23 protein-coding genes are annotated in these 15,888 nt (G+C 43.8%); 17 read left to right on the plus strand and 6 right to left on the minus strand.

What is annotated here, in order from left to right:
* The first annotated feature begins 43 nt into the window (after nt 1–43).
* The 11 genes from BGM23_RS11360 to BGM23_RS11415 all read left to right on the plus strand — a co-directional run bounded on the left by BGM23_RS11360 (nt 44) and on the right by BGM23_RS11415 (nt 7,975).
* Complete coding sequence (locus BGM23_RS11360; protein ID WP_015251877.1) at nt 44–193, plus strand: YjcZ family sporulation protein; 150 nt, start codon at nt 44–46, stop codon at nt 191–193.
* On the plus strand, nt 187–342 hold the full coding sequence (locus tag BGM23_RS21875) for a hypothetical protein (RefSeq protein ID WP_015714119.1): 156 nt from the start codon (nt 187–189) through the stop codon (nt 340–342). The genes BGM23_RS11360 and BGM23_RS21875 overlap by 7 nt, the downstream gene beginning before the upstream one ends.
* Entirely contained in the window at nt 323–1,657 is a 1,335-nt protein-coding gene (locus BGM23_RS11370; RefSeq protein WP_029726807.1) for an aspartate aminotransferase family protein, read from the plus strand. Before BGM23_RS21875 ends, BGM23_RS11370 begins: the two co-directional genes overlap by 20 nt.
* A 6-nt stretch (nt 1,658–1,663) precedes the next feature.
* A complete protein-coding gene (locus tag BGM23_RS11375) occupies nt 1,664–2,353 on the plus strand; it encodes a CoA transferase subunit A (protein ID WP_029726808.1) in 690 nt (229 codons plus the stop codon).
* Nucleotides 2,338–2,991, plus strand: a complete 654-nt coding sequence (locus BGM23_RS11380) for a 3-oxoacid CoA-transferase subunit B (protein WP_024572730.1) — start codon at nt 2,338–2,340, stop codon at nt 2,989–2,991. Before BGM23_RS11375 ends, BGM23_RS11380 begins: the two co-directional genes overlap by 16 nt.
* An 8-nt stretch (nt 2,992–2,999) precedes the next feature.
* Complete coding sequence (locus BGM23_RS11385) at nt 3,000–4,310, plus strand: peptidase (RefSeq protein WP_082090397.1); 1,311 nt, start codon at nt 3,000–3,002, stop codon at nt 4,308–4,310.
* The gene (gene ablB / locus BGM23_RS11390) at nt 4,288–5,115 is read left to right on the plus strand and encodes a putative beta-lysine N-acetyltransferase (protein WP_015251880.1); all 828 of its coding nucleotides are present in this window, start codon (nt 4,288–4,290) and stop codon (nt 5,113–5,115) included. Before BGM23_RS11385 ends, ablB begins: the two co-directional genes overlap by 23 nt.
* Before the next feature lie 28 nt (nt 5,116–5,143).
* The gene (ablA, locus tag BGM23_RS11395) at nt 5,144–6,559 is read left to right on the plus strand and encodes a lysine 2,3-aminomutase (protein WP_015714115.1); all 1,416 of its coding nucleotides are present in this window, start codon (nt 5,144–5,146) and stop codon (nt 6,557–6,559) included.
* Nucleotides 6,556–6,834, plus strand: a complete 279-nt coding sequence (locus BGM23_RS11400; protein ID WP_015714114.1) for a YokU family protein — start codon at nt 6,556–6,558, stop codon at nt 6,832–6,834. The genes ablA and BGM23_RS11400 overlap by 4 nt, the downstream gene beginning before the upstream one ends.
* Nucleotides 6,835–6,920: 86 nt before the next feature.
* The gene (locus BGM23_RS11405) at nt 6,921–7,145 is read left to right on the plus strand and encodes a YozE family protein (RefSeq protein ID WP_003231160.1); all 225 of its coding nucleotides are present in this window, start codon (nt 6,921–6,923) and stop codon (nt 7,143–7,145) included.
* Nucleotides 7,146–7,294: 149 nt separating this feature from the next.
* On the plus strand, nt 7,295–7,975 hold the full coding sequence (locus BGM23_RS11415; RefSeq protein WP_014477102.1) for a hypothetical protein: 681 nt from the start codon (nt 7,295–7,297) through the stop codon (nt 7,973–7,975).
* On the opposite strand, the gene BGM23_RS11420 is transcribed toward BGM23_RS11415, so the two are convergent.
* On the minus strand, nt 7,972–8,115 hold the full coding sequence (locus tag BGM23_RS11420) for a hypothetical protein (RefSeq protein WP_003231164.1): 144 nt from the start codon (nt 8,113–8,115) through the stop codon (nt 7,972–7,974). The genes BGM23_RS11415 and BGM23_RS11420 overlap by 4 nt on opposite strands.
* Nucleotides 8,116–8,233: 118 nt before the next feature.
* Between BGM23_RS11420 and BGM23_RS11425 the strand changes: the two genes are divergently transcribed.
* From BGM23_RS11425 to yodL, 3 genes are all read left to right on the plus strand, one after another.
* Nucleotides 8,234–8,410 (plus strand): YozD family protein, encoded by a 177-nt coding sequence (locus tag BGM23_RS11425; RefSeq protein WP_003231166.1) that lies wholly within the window; start codon nt 8,234–8,236, stop codon nt 8,408–8,410.
* Nucleotides 8,411–8,486: 76 nt separating this feature from the next.
* Nucleotides 8,487–9,098, plus strand: coding sequence for a phosphatidylglycerophosphatase PgpB (gene pgpB / locus BGM23_RS11430; protein WP_029726810.1), 612 nt, complete (start codon nt 8,487–8,489; stop codon nt 9,096–9,098).
* Between the two features lie 60 nt (nt 9,099–9,158).
* Nucleotides 9,159–9,473, plus strand: a complete 315-nt coding sequence (yodL, locus tag BGM23_RS11435; protein WP_004399431.1) for a shape determination protein YodL — start codon at nt 9,159–9,161, stop codon at nt 9,471–9,473.
* 39 nt (nt 9,474–9,512) lie between these two features.
* Here the strand turns inward: yodL and BGM23_RS11440 are convergent, their stop codons facing one another.
* Nucleotides 9,513–9,638 (minus strand): hypothetical protein, encoded by a 126-nt coding sequence (locus BGM23_RS11440; protein WP_003231174.1) that lies wholly within the window; start codon nt 9,636–9,638, stop codon nt 9,513–9,515.
* A gap of 201 nt (nt 9,639–9,839) precedes the next feature.
* Here BGM23_RS11440 and deoD point away from each other — a divergent pair, with 201 nt between their 5' ends.
* Nucleotides 9,840–10,541 (plus strand): purine-nucleoside phosphorylase, encoded by a 702-nt coding sequence (deoD, locus tag BGM23_RS11445; RefSeq protein ID WP_003231176.1) that lies wholly within the window; start codon nt 9,840–9,842, stop codon nt 10,539–10,541.
* Between the two features lie 82 nt (nt 10,542–10,623).
* Nucleotides 10,624–11,445 carry an LD-carboxypeptidase LdcB gene (gene ldcB, locus BGM23_RS11450; protein WP_014480046.1) on the plus strand — a complete coding sequence of 274 codons (822 nt, stop codon included), beginning with the start codon at nt 10,624–10,626 and terminating at the stop codon, nt 11,443–11,445.
* Between the two features lie 70 nt (nt 11,446–11,515).
* Here ldcB and BGM23_RS11455 read toward each other — a convergent pair whose 3' ends face one another.
* Both BGM23_RS11455 and BGM23_RS11460 read right to left on the minus strand, forming a co-directional pair.
* Nucleotides 11,516–11,767 carry a hypothetical protein gene (locus tag BGM23_RS11455; protein ID WP_029726811.1) on the minus strand — a complete coding sequence of 84 codons (252 nt, stop codon included), beginning with the start codon at nt 11,765–11,767 and terminating at the stop codon, nt 11,516–11,518.
* Between the two features lie 87 nt (nt 11,768–11,854).
* A complete protein-coding gene (locus tag BGM23_RS11460; RefSeq protein WP_015714112.1) occupies nt 11,855–12,556 on the minus strand; it encodes a class I SAM-dependent methyltransferase in 702 nt (233 codons plus the stop codon).
* Between the two features lie 152 nt (nt 12,557–12,708).
* Between BGM23_RS11460 and ctpA the strand changes: the two genes are divergently transcribed.
* The gene (ctpA, locus tag BGM23_RS11465; protein ID WP_029726812.1) at nt 12,709–14,109 is read left to right on the plus strand and encodes a carboxy-terminal processing protease CtpA; all 1,401 of its coding nucleotides are present in this window, start codon (nt 12,709–12,711) and stop codon (nt 14,107–14,109) included.
* Between the two features lie 33 nt (nt 14,110–14,142).
* On the opposite strand, the gene BGM23_RS11470 is transcribed toward ctpA, so the two are convergent.
* Both BGM23_RS11470 and BGM23_RS11475 read right to left on the minus strand, forming a co-directional pair.
* Complete coding sequence (locus BGM23_RS11470; RefSeq protein WP_029726813.1) at nt 14,143–15,633, minus strand: sodium:solute symporter family protein; 1,491 nt, start codon at nt 15,631–15,633, stop codon at nt 14,143–14,145.
* Complete coding sequence (locus BGM23_RS11475) at nt 15,633–15,833, minus strand: DUF3311 domain-containing protein (RefSeq protein ID WP_003231189.1); 201 nt, start codon at nt 15,831–15,833, stop codon at nt 15,633–15,635. The genes BGM23_RS11470 and BGM23_RS11475 overlap by 1 nt, the downstream gene beginning before the upstream one ends.
* Nucleotides 15,834–15,888: the final 55 nt, after the last annotated feature.

Genomic DNA, 15,888 nt, shown 5'->3' on the forward strand with positions numbered 1-15,888 from the left:
AATAGGCGTTTGCACAAACCATTTGGGACTTGGCCCGCATAAAATGCCGTATATCGTGATAAGAAAGGATGAAAACAGCATGTATGGATACTCTGGGTACGGTTACGGATTTGGCTGCGGGACAAATACATTTGTGTTAATTGTTGTCTTGTTCATTTTATTAATTATTGTTGGAGCCGCTTTTATTTGCTAGATGCTGAAATTCCAAAAGAGCCTTCCCTATTAGGAAGGCTCTTTTTATGTGAAAAAGTTTTTGCGGGGAACGTCATGCCGCCATTTGGACACTCATACAATATGGTAAAAGGGGTTTTGAGGTGGGAGCATGAGCAGTTATTTGATTAAGCCAGAGCTTAGCTCGGCCTATCCGGTTGTCAGTTATGCGAAGGGTTCATATGTTTATGATCAGACCGGAAAAAAATATCTCGACGGCTCGTCAGGAGCGGTGACATGTAATATCGGCCACGGAGTTCGTGATGTGACTGAGAAGCTGAAAGAACAGCTTGATCAGGTGTCTTTTGCTTACCGCTCACAGTTTACGAGTGAGCCCGCCGAGCAATTAGCCGCGCTCTTGGCACAGGAGCTGCCCGGAGATGTGAATTGGTCTTTTTTTGTCAACAGCGGATCAGAAGCGATAGAAACAGCTATGAAAATCGCCATTCAGTATTGGCAGGAAAAAAAGCAAACACAAAAATCCATCTTTTTGTCTCGATGGAGCAGTTACCACGGAATAACTTTGGGAGCGCTTTCATTATCTGGTTTTTATGAAAGGAGATACCGGTTCACCCATCTCATTGAACGGTATCCAGCTATCTCAGCTCCACATATTTATCGGCTGAATCACGAGACAGAAGAAGACTTTGTTCAGACTGCAGCTGATGAACTGGACACTATGATCAAAAGAATCGGAAGCCAATTCATCGCCGGCTTTGTGGCTGAGCCTATTATTGGTGCTGCAGGAGCAGCGATTACTCCGCCTCCGGGATATTATGAGAGATTAAGTGAGGTATGCCGCACACACGATGTGCTTTTTATTGCAGATGAAGTGATGACGGGGCTTGGGAGAACAGGAAGGATGCTCGCGACAGAGCATTGGGACACCGTACCTGATATTGCTGTACTGGGGAAGGGACTCGGTGCCGGTTATGCGCCTATTGCTGCTGCCGTCGTATCTGATTCTATTATTGAAACGATAAAACAAGGGTCAGGTGTGATTATGAGCGGTCACACATATAGTGCACATCCCTATTCAGCCAAAGCTGCTCTTGAAGTTTTGCGATATGTGTTAAAGCACGGCTTGATCAAACAATCAGAAAAAAAGGGCGCTGTGCTGAAGAAAAAGCTTGATGAGGCGGCATCTCAAAGCGGCATTATAGGTGATGTGCGCGGAAAAGGACTGCTATTAGGCGTTGAATTTGTGGCAGACCAAAAAACGAAGAAAGTGTTTCCGCAAGAGCAGACGATAACTCAGATTATTGTCAGCGAGGCGAAAAAACGCGGGCTGATTGTTTATCCTTCCAAAGCTGGAATAGACAGTGGAGAAGGAGATGCTGTCATTATTGCTCCTCCTTTTACCATTTCAGACGGTGAAATGGAAGAGCTTATCTCTATTTTTTCAGAAACAGTTGCAGCGGTCGAAAAAAACTTAAAAAAGGATTGACATTAAATGGCGTCATTTCAAAAAGCAATCAGCATTGACACAGCAATTGCAGATGTTCGGGATGGATCGGTTCTGATGTTTGGCGGTTTTGGGGGAGTCGGGTCGCCTCCTTCATTGATTGAAGCGATATTGGACAGCGGTGTAACGGATTTAACTGTGATCTGCAATGACGCCGGTTTCCCGGATATAGGGATCGGCCCGCTTATTGTTAATCAACGGGTCAAAACCCTGATCGCCTCGCATATCGGTTCCAATCCTGTAGCCGGAAAACAGATGACAGAGGGGACGTTAGAGGTTCAATTTTCACCTCAGGGAACGCTTGCGGAACGGATTCGCGCCGGCGGAGCGGGGCTTGGCGGTATTTTAACCGACGTGGGCATTGATAATCAAATGGTTTGCGAAAAAAAGGACATCGTAACAGTGGCGGGAAAACGATACTTGATTGAAGAGGCGCTGACGGCTGATTTTGCTTTCATCAATGCTTACATTGCAGATGAATTCGGCAATCTAACGTATGACAAAACCGCGCGCAATATGAATCCGCTTATGGCAATGGCCGCCAGGAGAACCTTTGCCGAAGCTGAGCGTATCGTTCCGATAGGTGAGATTTCTGAAGAAATGATTGTCACACCGGGGGTTTTTGTTGAGGGAGTTGTAAGAAGCGAGGGAGTGAAGTGGAAATGGGCTTGGGAGTAGCAGAAAGAGAACAGATTGCAAAACGGGCTGCTACTGAAATTAAGCAGGGCATGATTGTGAATCTCGGTATCGGTATCCCATCCTTGGTACCGAACTTTTTGAAGCCTGACATGCAGGTCATGTTTCAAGCGGAAAACGGTGTCCTTGGCATTGGAGAAAGTCCCGAAAAGGGAGAAGAGGATGCGCATTTATGCAACGCCGCGGGCTATCCTGTCCGCGCTGTAAAAGGGGCTTCTTATTTTGATACAACCATGTCTTTTGCGATGATCAGAAAAGGCAAAATTGACATTACGATTTTAGGCGCCCTGCAGGTGAGCCAATCAGGAGATTTGGCAAATTGGCTTGTTCCGGGAAAAAAGGTGCCTGGTATGGGCGGGGCGATGGAGCTTGCCCAAAAAGCGAAAAAAGTGGTTGTCGTCATGAGTCATACAGATCAAAAGGGAAGGCCTAAATTAACAGAAAGATGCACGCTGCCATTAACTGCTGCAGGCTGTGTAGATTTGATTATTACCGAAAAAGCGGTTCTTGAGGTCGATAGCCATCACTTCATTTTAAAAGAGCTGATGAATGGCTCGACAATCGATGAGGTGACGAGGCTGACAGATGCTGAAATCAAAATAGATATGCCTTTTTCTTAAGAGGGGGAATGAGGATGCAAGACATTGAAAGAAAAGTAATCGGGTGGCTTGATCAGCATTCGGCCAAAGCCATTCGTCTTCTCAAAAGGCTGATTGGGGAAAAAAGCACATTGGGGTCAGAGTTTAACGCCCAAGCTGTTGTGCTTGAAAAGCTGCGGCAATTTCATATGGACATTGATGTATGGGAGCCAAGTATAAAGCAATTAAAACAGCATCCCTACTTTAAATCTAACCGATCCGATTTTCATGAGAGCCCGAATATCGTGGCTAAAAAAACGGGAGCCGGCGGAGGCAGGTCCCTGATTTTGAACGGCCATATCGATGTTGTGCCTGAAGGAAGCGTAAAGGATTGGAAGTATGAACCGTATCAAGCTGTCGAAGAAAACGGTAAAATATACGGCCGCGGCTCAACGGATATGAAGGGAGGCAATATAGCCCTTCTTTTTGCTTTAGAAGCCCTGCACGCTTGCGATGTCAAATTGAAGGGAGATGTATTGTTTCAGAGTGTTGTAGATGAAGAGTGCGGCGGCGCCGGTACACTGTCCGCCATCATGAGAGGCTATCGTGCTGACGGGGCGTTGATTCCTGAACCGACGAATATGAAACTATTTATTAAGCAGCAGGGTTCGATGTGGTTTCGGATCACTGTGAAGGGATTAGCCGCACATGGGGGCACACGCTATGAAGGGGTAAGCGCGATTGAAAAAAGCATGCACGTTATCACAGCGATACAAGAGCTGGAGAAAGTCCGCAATGCGAGAATTTCAGATCCGCTGTATGACAATATCCCAATACCGGTACCGATGAATATCGGCACGATCTCGGGCGGTGCCTGGCCATCTTCAGTTGCAGACCGTGTCGTTATAGAAGGGAGATGCGGAATTGCTCCCCATGAGAAACCAGAAGCTGTAAAACTTGAATTGGAAAACTGGCTGAAGGATTTAGAATACCATGACGAATGGTTTAAACGCCATCCCGTACAAGTCGAATGGTTTGGCGCTCAATGGCTGCCGAATGATTTACCTGATGATCACCCTTTAATTTCTGTGCTGCAATCAGCCTATCAAAAAATGAAACAGACAGAGCCGATTATTGAGGCTTCCCCGTGGGGAACGGATGGAGGGCTTTTGTACCATGCAGGAGATACACCAGTGATCGTTTTCGGGCCGGGGGAAACAAAAACGGCTCATCAGGCCAATGAATACATTGAGGTTGAAGCCATGATAGAATCTGCTAAAATTATTGCACTTTTTGTCATGGATTGGTGCGGGCTTCATACAGATGGGGAGGATGCGGATGCTCAAGTCAATAAAGAGTAGCGGTGTCACAGCAGTTTTGGACCATGACGGCTTTAATAAACGAATCAGAGTGGTCCGTTATGACGGAGCCATTGAGAAGGCCCTGCCGGATATCGTGGCAGCGGCAAAAGAAGAGAATGCAGAAAAAATCATCGTCTATGCGAAGCAGCATGATGAGCCAATGCTTGCCAAACAATTATTTGCGCCGGAGGGCTATCTAAAGGGCTATTATCTCGGCCATTCGGCTTGTGTCATGGTACGTTACCTTTCAGAAAGCCGGAGACAAACAGATTCTTATACAGAGGAACAGGAGATCATCGAAGCCATATATCGCACAGCGCCCCGTCTTCGCAACGACAGTACACCCGTTTTTACGATGAGAAAAGCAGAAACAAACGACATGTACCAGCTATCGATGCTGTATAAAAAAGTATTCCGCACGTACCCAACCCCGGTATTTGACCCCGCTTATATTGAAAAGACGATGAATGCAAATACGGTGTATTATATCATGCTTGATCATGACCGCCTGATCAGCGCAGCAAGCGCAGAAATCAATCCAGAGCTTGGGCATGCAGAAATAACCGATTGCGCTGTGCTGCCGGAATATCGCGGCCATTCGTTAACAAGCTTTTTAATCGAGGCGTTAGAAAAAGAAATGGCTGGAAAGGATATCTTTCATGTATTTTCTCTCGCCCGTGCTTCGTCTTTTGGGATGAATGCTGTGTTGTACCATTCAGGTTATCAGTATGGCGGAAGGCTGATCAATAATTGCTTTATAGCCGAAGGCCTTGAAAACATGAATATTTGGTGCAAGCAACTGTAAGTCAAAATATGCGCGAGGAGGAGTTCGTTTGAAAAACAAATGGTATAAACCGAAACGGCATTGGAAGGAGATCGAGTTATGGAAGGACGTTCCGGAAGAGAAATGGAACGATTGGCTTTGGCAGCTGACACACACTGTAAGAACGTTAGATGATTTAAAGAAAGTCATCAATCTGACCGAGGATGAAGAGGAAGGCGTCAGAATTTCTACCAAAACGATCCCCTTAAATATTACACCTTACTATGCTTCTTTAATGGACCCCGACAATCCGAGATGCCCGGTACGCATGCAGTCTGTGCCGCTTTCTGAAGAAATGCACAAAACAAAATACGATCTGGAAGACCCGCTTCATGAGGATGAAGATTCACCGGTACCCGGTCTGACACACCGCTATCCCGACCGTGTGCTGTTTCTTGTCACGAATCAATGTTCCATGTACTGCCGCTACTGCACAAGAAGGCGCTTTTCCGGACAAATCGGAATGGGAGTCCCCAAAAAACAGCTTGATGCTGCAATTGCTTATATCCGGGAAACACCCGAAATCCGCGATTGTTTAATTTCAGGCGGTGATGGGCTGCTCATCAACGACCAAATTTTAGAATATATTTTAAAAGAGCTGCGCAGCATTCCGCATCTGGAAGTCATCAGAATCGGAACAAGAGCGCCCGTCGTCTTTCCGCAGCGCATTACCGATCATCTGTGCGAGATATTGAAAAAATATCATCCGGTCTGGCTGAACACCCATTTTAACACAAGCATCGAAATGACAGAAGAATCCGTTGAGGCATGTGAAAAGCTGGTGAACGCGGGAGTGCCGGTCGGAAATCAGGCTGTCGTATTAGCAGGTATTAATGATTCGGTTCCAATTATGAAAAAGCTCATGCATGACTTGGTAAAAATCAGAGTCCGTCCTTATTATATTTACCAATGTGATCTGTCAGAAGGAATAGGACATTTCAGAGCTCCTGTTTCCAAAGGTTTGGAGATCATTGAAGGGCTGAGAGGTCATACCTCAGGCTATGCGGTTCCTACCTTTGTCGTTGACGCACCAGGCGGCGGAGGTAAAATCGCCCTGCAGCCAAACTATGTACTGTCACAAAGTCCTGACAAAGTGATCTTAAGAAATTTTGAAGGTGTGATTACGTCATATCCGGAACCAGAGAATTATATCCCCAATCAGGCAGACGCCTATTTTGAGTCCGTTTTCCCTGAAACCGCTGACAAAAAGGAGCCGATCGGGCTGAGTGCCATTTTTGCTGACAAAGAAGTTTCGTTTACACCTGAAAATGTAGACAGAATCAAAAGGAGAGAGGCATACATCGCAAATCCGGAGCATGAAACATTAAAAAATCGGCGTGAGAAAAGAGATCAGCTCAAAGAAAAGAAATTTTTGGCGCAGCAGAAAAAACAGAAAGAGACTGAATGCGGAGGGGATTCTTCATGAAAACATGCGAATGGTGCGGCAAGCTTGAAGCGGTGCCCGGCAGGAACACGGTGTACTGGGAGCTCCCTGATGGAACGAGGGCTATAGAACTGACAGACACCCCTGCCATGGTATGTTCTTCCTGCGGTATGACCTATCAAGAGGAAAACACGGTTAAGGAGATTGAGGATCAGCTGCTTTTAATTCAAACAAAAAAACTGCCTGAAAGCCTGACATATCAGCAGCTCATGGAGACAGAAAGAATTTTGAAACGCAACTATTTTGACTTCTCCTGAGTCATGTTTCAGTATTCTTTTGTTGTAATTTTACACTTGAACTGTATAATAGAACAACAAAAGACAGACACCAGGAGGGGAAACCCATGAAATCCTTTTATCACTATTTATTGAAATACAGACACCCTAAGCCGAAGGACAGCATCAGTGAATTTGCCAATCAGGCGTATGAGGATCACAGCTTTCCAAAAACATCAACCGATTATCATGAAATCAGTTCATATTTGGAGCTGAATGCTGATTACCTTCACACGATGGCGACGTTTGATGAAGCTTGGGATCAATACGAGTCTGAAGTGCACGGCAGATAATAGCTGTTTCATCCGCAGATCACTGCGGATTTTTTTATGTCCATACCCATACCATAATTGGATATTTCCTTTGGTTTTCATGCCCATGCGAATTGGCTTCACCCGGCATACGATAGCGTATGAGAAATGTTGCGGCGAGGGGAGACACCATGAAGCAAAATAAACCGAAATTCCAAGTAGGGGATATCGTAGTCGTCATTATGTATGGAACAGTCGGCACCATCACAAAAGTACACCAAATTGATAAACACTATCTTTATGAAGTCAATCATAACGAAGTTTTATACTTTGAATCATCTATTCAGCTTTATAAAGATTATGAGGGTGTCATTGTCGACATGGAGAAGCTTGATATTGAGTATGAATTCCTTATTGGGGACGTTGTTTATGTTAAAGATTATGGAAAAGAACTCTTTCGCATTATCGGCCATAGAACAGAAATTTGGAGATATTTAGAAGATGGCTGGGAAGATATCATTTATGAGCTGACCCGTTTAAAGGATGGAGAGTGGCTTGAAACGGAGGAAGAGGATCTCACGCTGGTGCTTAGAAAATATGAAATGGACCAGTTTGTGCATCAGCTGTTGTTTGTCCATTATGTCGGAGAAACTGGCCATGAGATCGGCGAAGATATCGCATCGTCTGCTCTTCTTCAGTTTGAAGGCGATGATGAAGATCAAGATACCCTTCACATCCTTGCTGTGTCAATTGTTGATGAGCTTCTGGATATTTATAATGACTACAAAATTCTGTACGAAATGTTTCAGGATGAAGAATATAAAGACATGATGATGTTTGTTTTGGAAAGTTTAAAAGAGCATTTCAGTTAATTTGTGAACATACGGATCAAGACATATAAAAAATATGGCAGACAGCCCCAAATCATCACACGCGTCATTCCTTTGAGCGTTTTTTCCATTATGATATCAAATCTTTCTCCGTCCAGTGCTTCCATCATTTTAGCAATCATAGCGTCAGCCTCCCATGGCTCGTTTTTTATTCAATATATGACTGAAAGAATTGTTTAGAACACCGGGTATAATTCAGCCTGTTTTTTCATAAAACATAAAAAAGGAGGCGGTACGGAGATGAAAGAAATAGATCTTGTGATTGATACGGAAGAAATCGCTGAATTTTTTTACAGAGAGCTTGCAAGACGGGGCTACATACCGAGTGAGGATGAGCTGTTTGAAATCGCTGATATTACCTTTGATTATTTGATAGAAAAATGTATGATAGATGAAGAGCTGGATGAAGATGAGTGAGGCTTAAAACCGGAGCGGTCAGCTCCGGTTTTATTATTCATGTTCTATGACTTCTGTGAAAATTGAGGTGGTTAAATTGTACAAGCCTGTTAGTTTGTTTCTTTTCTTTCTCATTCTAGCTGCGGCCATTCATACAAATGCTGTTCAATCTGCAGATGAAGCAATAAGCAAGGCAGCTGTTTTGATCCGTCAGCCATGGCTTAATGAAGTCATGACGGGGATCACGCATCTTGGTGCTTCTTCTTTTCTGCTCCCTCTAATTGTCATCATTGGAGCAGGCATGTTTTTCTACAGAAAAACATGGGTCGGCCTGTTGATGCTCTTAGTATTCGGCACAGATCGGCTGTTAAACAAAGTCTTAAAAGAATGGATCGAAAGAGTGAGGCCTGATTTTGCACCGCTGGTTCATGAATCATCCTTCAGTTTTCCGAGCGGCCATTCCATGAATGCTGCTTGTGTCTATCCTGTTATTGCTTACTTTTTAGTGAAACACCTCCCGTTTTTGTCCAATCATAAAAAAATGGTATATATCATAGCCGGTGTAATTACTGTTTTGGTCGGCATAAGCAGAGTCTATCTGGGGGTTCATTTTTTGACGGATGTGTTAGGAGGCTTCAGTCTCGGCTTGCTTCTGTTTTTCCTAGTAAAAGGTTTTGACGAAAAGATTAAGCGGTTTCGACAAAAATAGAGAGAGGAAAACACAGCAAAAACGCCAATATGTTAAAGAAATAAAAGGGAGGGGATCTTGATGATGTTATCCGTGTTTAAAAAGAAGTCTTGTTCCTATGACGTGACAATATTTCAGACACCCCGGTTTGGCGAAAAAAAGGGCTACAGAGCCGTCTATCGAACTGAACTGAACGGGAGCGATCATCAAGACGTGCTGAAAAGAGCATTCTCTTTGTTTAATGTATTCGACACTGTTCCGAGTGATTATGATGCAAGATTCATGGCCACAGGGGACGTGATCCTGATTGATGAAGGCAGAAAAGGGAAAACATATTATCAACTGCTTCCCGCCGGCTGGAGGAAAATCAATCGTCTGATTGTACAAACGACATAATGAAAAGAAAACTGCGGAAACCCGCAGTTTTCTGCAGTTTTAAGGCTTGCGTTTGGCAGCAGAATATTCTTTCCCGTGTGCTTCTTCAGCTGCAATGATATCTTTTTCAGGTATATGATTGTTCTTTTTTTGGCCGGTGATCCGGTTGCGATGTTTTTTACCCATGTCCCACCCCTCCTTCCTGCGATTAGGTTTTCAAATTAACACTCCGATTATCCGTTTTTCTGAGGAAGTGCCTAACAGATCCCCGAACATTTCTTTTTTCGACATATTCCTTTATAATCAATGCTGAAGTTTGTTTCATCATGACATTCGTTGTAAAATGGACGGGCTGGATGATAATTTAGATTTACAGGAGGATATGAGATGAGTGTACATATAGGTGCTGAAAAAGGACAAATTGCGGATACTGTGCTTTTGCCGGGAGATCCTCTCAGAGCAAAATTTATTGCAGAAACGTATCTTGAAAATGTAGAATGCTACAATGAAGTCAGAGGCATGTATGGATTTACGGGTACATATAAAGGTAAAAAAATCTCAGTACAAGGCACGGGAATGGGCGTTCCGTCTATTTCAATTTATGTGAATGAATTAATTCAAAGCTACGATGTGCAAAATCTAATAAGAGTCGGTTCCTGCGGCGCTATTCGTAAAGATGTCAAAGTGCGAGACGTCATTTTGGCGATGACCTCCTCAACTGATTCACAAATGAACAGAGTTGCTTTCGGAAGCGTTGATTTTGCGCCTTGCGCAGATTTCGAGCTTTTAAAAAATGCCTATGATGCCGCAAAGGATAAAGGTGTGCCGGTGACTGTAGGAAGCGTATTTACAGCTGACCAGTTCTACAATGACGATTCGCAAATTGAAAAACTTGCAAAATACGGTGTGCTTGGCGTTGAAATGGAAACAACTGCATTGTATACATTAGCAGCGAAGCACGGAAGAAAAGCCCTGTCAATTCTCACCGTGAGTGATCACGTATTAACAGGAGAAGAAACGACAGCGGAAGAGCGTCAAACGACATTTCATGATATGATAGAAGTGGCTTTACATTCCGTATCACAATAAAATATATCAAGAGGCGTGCTGGGTGCCGGCAGCCTCTTCTTTATGAATGCGGAAACGATTGATAAAAGGAAGGTAATGTAATATGAAAAAGTCCGGTAAATGGTTCTCACTGGCTGCCGCTCTGAGTGTAACGGCAATAGTCGGAGCCGGCTGCAGCATGTCGAACGGAGATGCTCAAAAGGATACGAAAACCACAGCAGAAACAAAGCAAACAGAACAAAAAACAGCTGACAGCAAAAAATCAAACACTCAAAACAGTGAGTTTTCATTGGAAAGCCAGTATTTCAATGATATTAAAAAAGTCGATGGTCTGGAAACCATTCAAAATCCAGAAAATATACTCGCGCTTGTCAATAAACAATATGCACTGCCCGGAAACTATGAACCTAGCGATCTTGTCATACCAGATGTAGAGTTTTCTTTTGAAGAAAAGATTCAAAAACGTTACATCAGAAAAGAAGCGGCCGACGCATTAAAAACAATGTTCGATGCTGCCAAAAAGGAAGGCTATGAACTGGCAGCTGTCTCAGGGTACCGTTCGTATGACAGACAGAAAGTTATTTTTGACAATGAAGTAAGCCTAAAAGGGGAAAAGAAGGCAAAGGAAGCGGTTGCTTACCCGGGTGAAAGCGAGCACCAAACAGGTCTCGCGATGGACATTTCGAGCCGGAGCAATGGCTTTGAGCTAAATGAAGCGTTCGGAAGCACGGCAGACGGGAAATGGGTGCAGGACAATGCTTATAAATATGGCTTTATCATTCGCTATCCGAAAAATAAAGAAGATATCACGAAATATGAATATGAGCCATGGCATCTGCGCTATGTAGGCAAAAAAGCCGCAAAGGTCATCCAAGATAATGATTTAACGCTTGAAGAGTACTTTGAAAAAGTGAAGAAAATTTAAAATGAAAAGCCCGCTTACACTAGATAAGCGGGCTTCATTGTGTCTGGTGAATCTAGCATTTGTTCTATGCTTACCAGAAGAATAAACCAGCAAGAGCGACCCCTGTAATTAAACCGAGGGAAATACCGTAAGCTGCTCCGTATCCCCAATAACCGCCCCAATATCCGTAACCGAAACCTCTTGGCCCTCCGCCGACCGGAGCTATAAAAACTCTGTCTCTTGTTACACGGGTAATTCTGCCGACGTGAACTCTCCCGCCTCTCTCTGTAATTCTGACGACTTTACCTTGATGGTTTTTGCAAAGATGATAATATCTCTCCAATATTGTTCCCCTCCTATCCTGACTTTCTATCAGCATATGATAGATAGGAAAAAAAGGTTGGACGAAAACAGGGGGCGATACGCCGTTTTACTTGTACGCGATAAAAATACAATGACCCATGTACTCACTATATAACTGCATGAGCTGATAATGTGTTTGAAGCGTATCGTAATAGATGGGATCAATCGTTTGCGATAAATCCATTTCTGTGGTTGGTTCAAATTCCATGTCTTCCGGAAGAAGTGTCATCGCTTCTGTTTTTTGAAATCCATAGGATCTTAGGAGTTTATGCCATTCGCTTTCTTCATGTAAGCAAGTAAATCCGTAAAAATCCATCATTTGCTTCTTTTCTGCAGGGGGCATCGGTTTTTTTAAAGCAGCTTCGATACCAATCAGCATCCCGCCGGGTTTTAAAACTCTTGAAATTTCTTGAAGAGAGGATGTCAGGCGTGAAAAACTGAGGACCGATTCTGACAGGACGCAGGAAAAGGACTCAGAAGAAAACGGGAGATGTTCCAGCTCCGCCTGATATGCAGGGATGGCAAGCCCTTCATTCGCAAATCTTTTTTTCGCTTTCTCAAGCATAATAGGATCTTTATCAACGACTGTTACAGGATACAGCAAATGTCCTAAATAAGCCGCCGTTTGCCCTGTTCCGCATCCGGCATCAAGAATCGGCTGATCCGGGGAGGGCGCAGCCTTTTGCAAGACCGCTTTTGAAAAAGCCAGCCCGCCTGGGTGCGCCCCTGCGACACCGAATAAGGACAGCATTTCTAAATATCGGCTCAATATCGAATCCTCCTTTTTCCTTATCATATGTCGTATAAAGACATAGGTTTATGAAAAGCAAAAGAAGGGCGTTTCTCTTTCATTTCTGCTCCGAGTTGACGAATAAGAATTCGTCCATGATAATAATGTAAGAAGAAAAAGGTGGTGTTTAATTGAAACGGCAATTAAAACTGTTTTTTATTGTGCTGATCACTGCAGTTGTCGCTTCGGCGCTTACTTTATTTATTACGGGCAATTCCAGTATCCTGGGCCAAAAATCAGCAAGCACAGGAGACAGTAAGTTCGACAAATTAAATAAAGCGTATGAGCAAATCAAAAGTGATTATTACCAAAAAACAGATGATGACAAATTAGTAGACGGAGCAATTAAAGGAATGATTCAATCACTGGATGATCCGTACTCTACATATATGGATCAAGAGCAAGCGAAATCATTCGACGAGACGATTTCAGCATCTTTTGAAGGAATCGGAGCCCAAGTAGAGGAGAAAGACGGAGAAATCCTTATTGTATCCCCAATTAAAGGTTCACCTGCTGAAAAAGCCGGTATCAAACCGAGAGACCAAATTATTAAGGTGAATGGAAAAAGCGTAAAAGGCATGAATGTAAATGAAGCCGTCGCTTTAATCCGGGGCAAAAAGGGCACAAAGGTGAAGCTTGAACTGAACAGAGCGGGAGTGGGGAATATCGATCTTTCCATTAAGCGCGATACCATTCCTGTAGAGACTGTCTATTCAGAGATGAAAGATAACAACATTGGAGAAATTCAAATCACTTCTTTCTCTGAAACAACAGCTAAAGAACTGACAGGTGCGATTGACAGTTTAGAGAAAAAAGGCGCCAAAGGCTATATTTTAGACTTGAGAGGCAACCCGGGCGGCTTAATGGAACAGGCGATTACGATGAGCAACCTGTTCATTGATAAAGGGAAAAACATCATGCAGGTTGAATACAAAAACGGTTCAAAAGAAGTCATGAAGGCCGAAAAAGAACGGAAAGTGACCAAGCCGACCGTCGTTTTAGTAAATGACGGTACAGCAAGCGCAGCCGAGATTATGGCCGCTGCCCTTCATGAATCGTCAGACGTACCGTTAATCGGCGAGACGACATTCGGCAAAGGTACAGTACAAACGGCAAAAGAATATGATGATGGCTCTACCGTCAAACTGACAGTTGCCAAATGGCTGACTGCTGACGGCGAATGGATTCACAAAAAAGGCATCAAGCCTCAAGTGAAAGCAGAGCTGCCTGATTACGCGAAGCTGCCGTATTTGGACGCAGATAAAACGTACAAATCAGGTGATACAGGCACAAACGTCAAAGTGGCTCAGAAAATGCTCAAAGCACTTGGTTACAAGGTAAAGGTTAACAGTACGTATGACCAGGATTTTGTATCTGTCGTCAAACAGTTCCAGAAAAAAGAGAAGCTGAATGAAACAGGCATACTGACTGGCGATACAACAACGAAATTAATGATAGAACTTCAAAAGAAGCTGTCTGATAATGATACGCAAATGGAAAAGGCAATTGAAACACTGAAAAAAGAAATGTAAAAAAACCATACGCGGCTGCCGCGTATGGTTTTTTTATGCGCCCTTTTGATTTGGATTAGCGTCTTGTTTTTTGCCAAATAAACCTTCAATGACAGGATTGGATTCCGCGTTTTTAACGAACAGCGGATTCAGGATCACCACAGCGATCATGTTGGCGGCAAATCCCCAGAATCCTTCATAAATGCCATGTGCGGATTGAGTGGTATACACAATAAACGTTACCGCAAGGCCGACTAATAATCCAATAACTGTCGCTTCTTTCGTTTGACGCTTCCAGAACAGGCTGACAGCAATCGCAGGAAAGATTTGCACCATGCCGGATACACCTAATAGCTGGAGTGTCACTAAGGCAGTCGGGAACAGCATTCCAAACAGCAGCGCAAGACCGATGACAACAAACACCATTGAACGTGTGACAAGGGTCAGCTTGCTTTGCGACACAGTCGGGTGAATCAAGTCGCGGTACAAGTTATTGGCGAACAAATTCGATGCCCCGATTGCCATGATGGAACAAGGTATTAATGAAGCAAGAGCGATAGTGGCATATGCAAAGCCTTGTGCCACGCCGCCGTAAGATGTTTGAATCAAATGCAGCAGCGCCAGTCTTGGATTTGTATCTTCCGGCAGAACAAGAAAGGCGATAAAGCCAAGAAAAATAACCAAAATTAACACGATATTATAAAGCGGCAAAAACATGCTGTTTTTTCTTACTGCATCAGCGCTTTTCGCCGTGAAAACACCTGTAGCGGCATGTGCCCACATAAAAAGTGCCAGAGCGGAAACAATAGATGCTGTGATAAACCAAGGGATGCCTTTTGGCCCTTCTGCCGGTATCGTCAGCATTTGCGGCGCTTCCTTCACTAACGTGTCAATCATTGGCGTCCAGCCGTTAAAATGAATGAGAGGGAGGGACACCACCATAAACAGCATAATGACCCATACTAAAATGTCCTTAATGATGGCTGTATATGTGGGCCCTTTAATCCCGCTGAAGAATGTGTAAAGAGCAACAAGAATAAATGAAATGATCACAACGAATTTTACGTTAATATAGCCAGTGCCGGCAACCTGAAGCGTGTCTTGAATGCCGCTCAGCTGAAGGCATATGTACGGAATAAGCATGAGTACCCCAACGATGGCAACGAGGCTTGCCAAAAGCTTACTGTTAAAACGTTCCCGGGCATAATCCGCGAGTGTTGTTAATTTATGAATTTTCGCAACTTTCCAAAGTTTTGGCAAGAAGAAGTAGGCGATAAAGTAGGCCAACACAGAATAAGGAATGGCGAAAAATGCAACACTTCCGCCTGTAAAAGCAGTACTGGTCAACCCTAAGAAAGTATAGGCCGTATAAAGGTCAGCGCCTACTAAAAACCAGACGAGAAGACCGCCGAAGCGTCTGCCGCCGACAGACCATTCTTCCACAGAAGTGCGTGAGGATTTGTCTCTTCCGGCGAGAAAGCCGATACAGACAACGGTTAAAACAATAATAGCAGTAATGAGAAGTGCAGTCAGATTCCCTTGCATTATTCAAGTCCTCCATCTTTTTTTTGCATCTGATAAATGCCAAACGAGCATAACGGCGTAACAATAATCCACAGCAGCAGCCAAAAGTGGAAAAACGGCAGGCCGAACATAATCGGTTCTATTCGATTCACAAGCGGCAAAAGCGCGAGCTGAACGAATGGCAAAAGAATGAGAATAACAATAAGTGCTTTTTTAACCATTTACTTTCCTCCTGAAACATGATAATGCTCACTATAATAGCAGTTGTAAGAAAAG

The sequence above is a fragment of the Bacillus sp. FJAT-14266 genome (assembly GCF_001719225.1).
Taxonomy (GTDB): Bacteria; Bacillota; Bacilli; order Bacillales; family Bacillaceae; genus Bacillus; species Bacillus subtilis.

Excerpts from the sequence above, each read along its gene's own strand:
- BGM23_RS11360 (WP_015251877.1), top strand. The coding sequence starts at position 44 with ATGCCGTATATCGTGATAAGAAAGGATGAAAACAGCATGTATGGATAC.
- BGM23_RS11370 (WP_029726807.1), top strand. The coding sequence starts at position 323 with ATGAGCAGTTATTTGATTAAGCCAGAGCTTAGCTCGGCCTATCCGGTT.
- BGM23_RS11375 (WP_029726808.1), top strand. The coding sequence starts at position 1,664 with ATGGCGTCATTTCAAAAAGCAATCAGCATTGACACAGCAATTGCAGAT.
- BGM23_RS11380 (WP_024572730.1), top strand. The coding sequence starts at position 2,338 with ATGGGCTTGGGAGTAGCAGAAAGAGAACAGATTGCAAAACGGGCTGCT.
- BGM23_RS11385 (WP_082090397.1), top strand. The coding sequence starts at position 3,000 with ATGAGGATGCAAGACATTGAAAGAAAAGTAATCGGGTGGCTTGATCAG.
- ablB (WP_015251880.1), top strand. The coding sequence starts at position 4,288 with ATGCTCAAGTCAATAAAGAGTAGCGGTGTCACAGCAGTTTTGGACCAT.
- BGM23_RS11400 (WP_015714114.1), top strand. The coding sequence starts at position 6,556 with ATGAAAACATGCGAATGGTGCGGCAAGCTTGAAGCGGTGCCCGGCAGG.
- BGM23_RS11405 (WP_003231160.1), top strand. The coding sequence starts at position 6,921 with ATGAAATCCTTTTATCACTATTTATTGAAATACAGACACCCTAAGCCG.
- BGM23_RS11415 (WP_014477102.1), top strand. The coding sequence starts at position 7,295 with ATGAAGCAAAATAAACCGAAATTCCAAGTAGGGGATATCGTAGTCGTC.
- BGM23_RS11420 (WP_003231164.1), bottom strand. The coding sequence starts at position 8,115 with ATGATTGCTAAAATGATGGAAGCACTGGACGGAGAAAGATTTGATATC.
- BGM23_RS11425 (WP_003231166.1), top strand. The coding sequence starts at position 8,234 with ATGAAAGAAATAGATCTTGTGATTGATACGGAAGAAATCGCTGAATTT.
- yodL (WP_004399431.1), top strand. The coding sequence starts at position 9,159 with ATGATGTTATCCGTGTTTAAAAAGAAGTCTTGTTCCTATGACGTGACA.
- BGM23_RS11440 (WP_003231174.1), bottom strand. The coding sequence starts at position 9,638 with ATGGGTAAAAAACATCGCAACCGGATCACCGGCCAAAAAAAGAACAAT.
- deoD (WP_003231176.1), top strand. The coding sequence starts at position 9,840 with ATGAGTGTACATATAGGTGCTGAAAAAGGACAAATTGCGGATACTGTG.
- ldcB (WP_014480046.1), top strand. The coding sequence starts at position 10,624 with ATGAAAAAGTCCGGTAAATGGTTCTCACTGGCTGCCGCTCTGAGTGTA.
- BGM23_RS11470 (WP_029726813.1), bottom strand. The coding sequence starts at position 15,633 with ATGCAAGGGAATCTGACTGCACTTCTCATTACTGCTATTATTGTTTTA.
- BGM23_RS11475 (WP_003231189.1), bottom strand. The coding sequence starts at position 15,833 with ATGGTTAAAAAAGCACTTATTGTTATTCTCATTCTTTTGCCATTCGTT.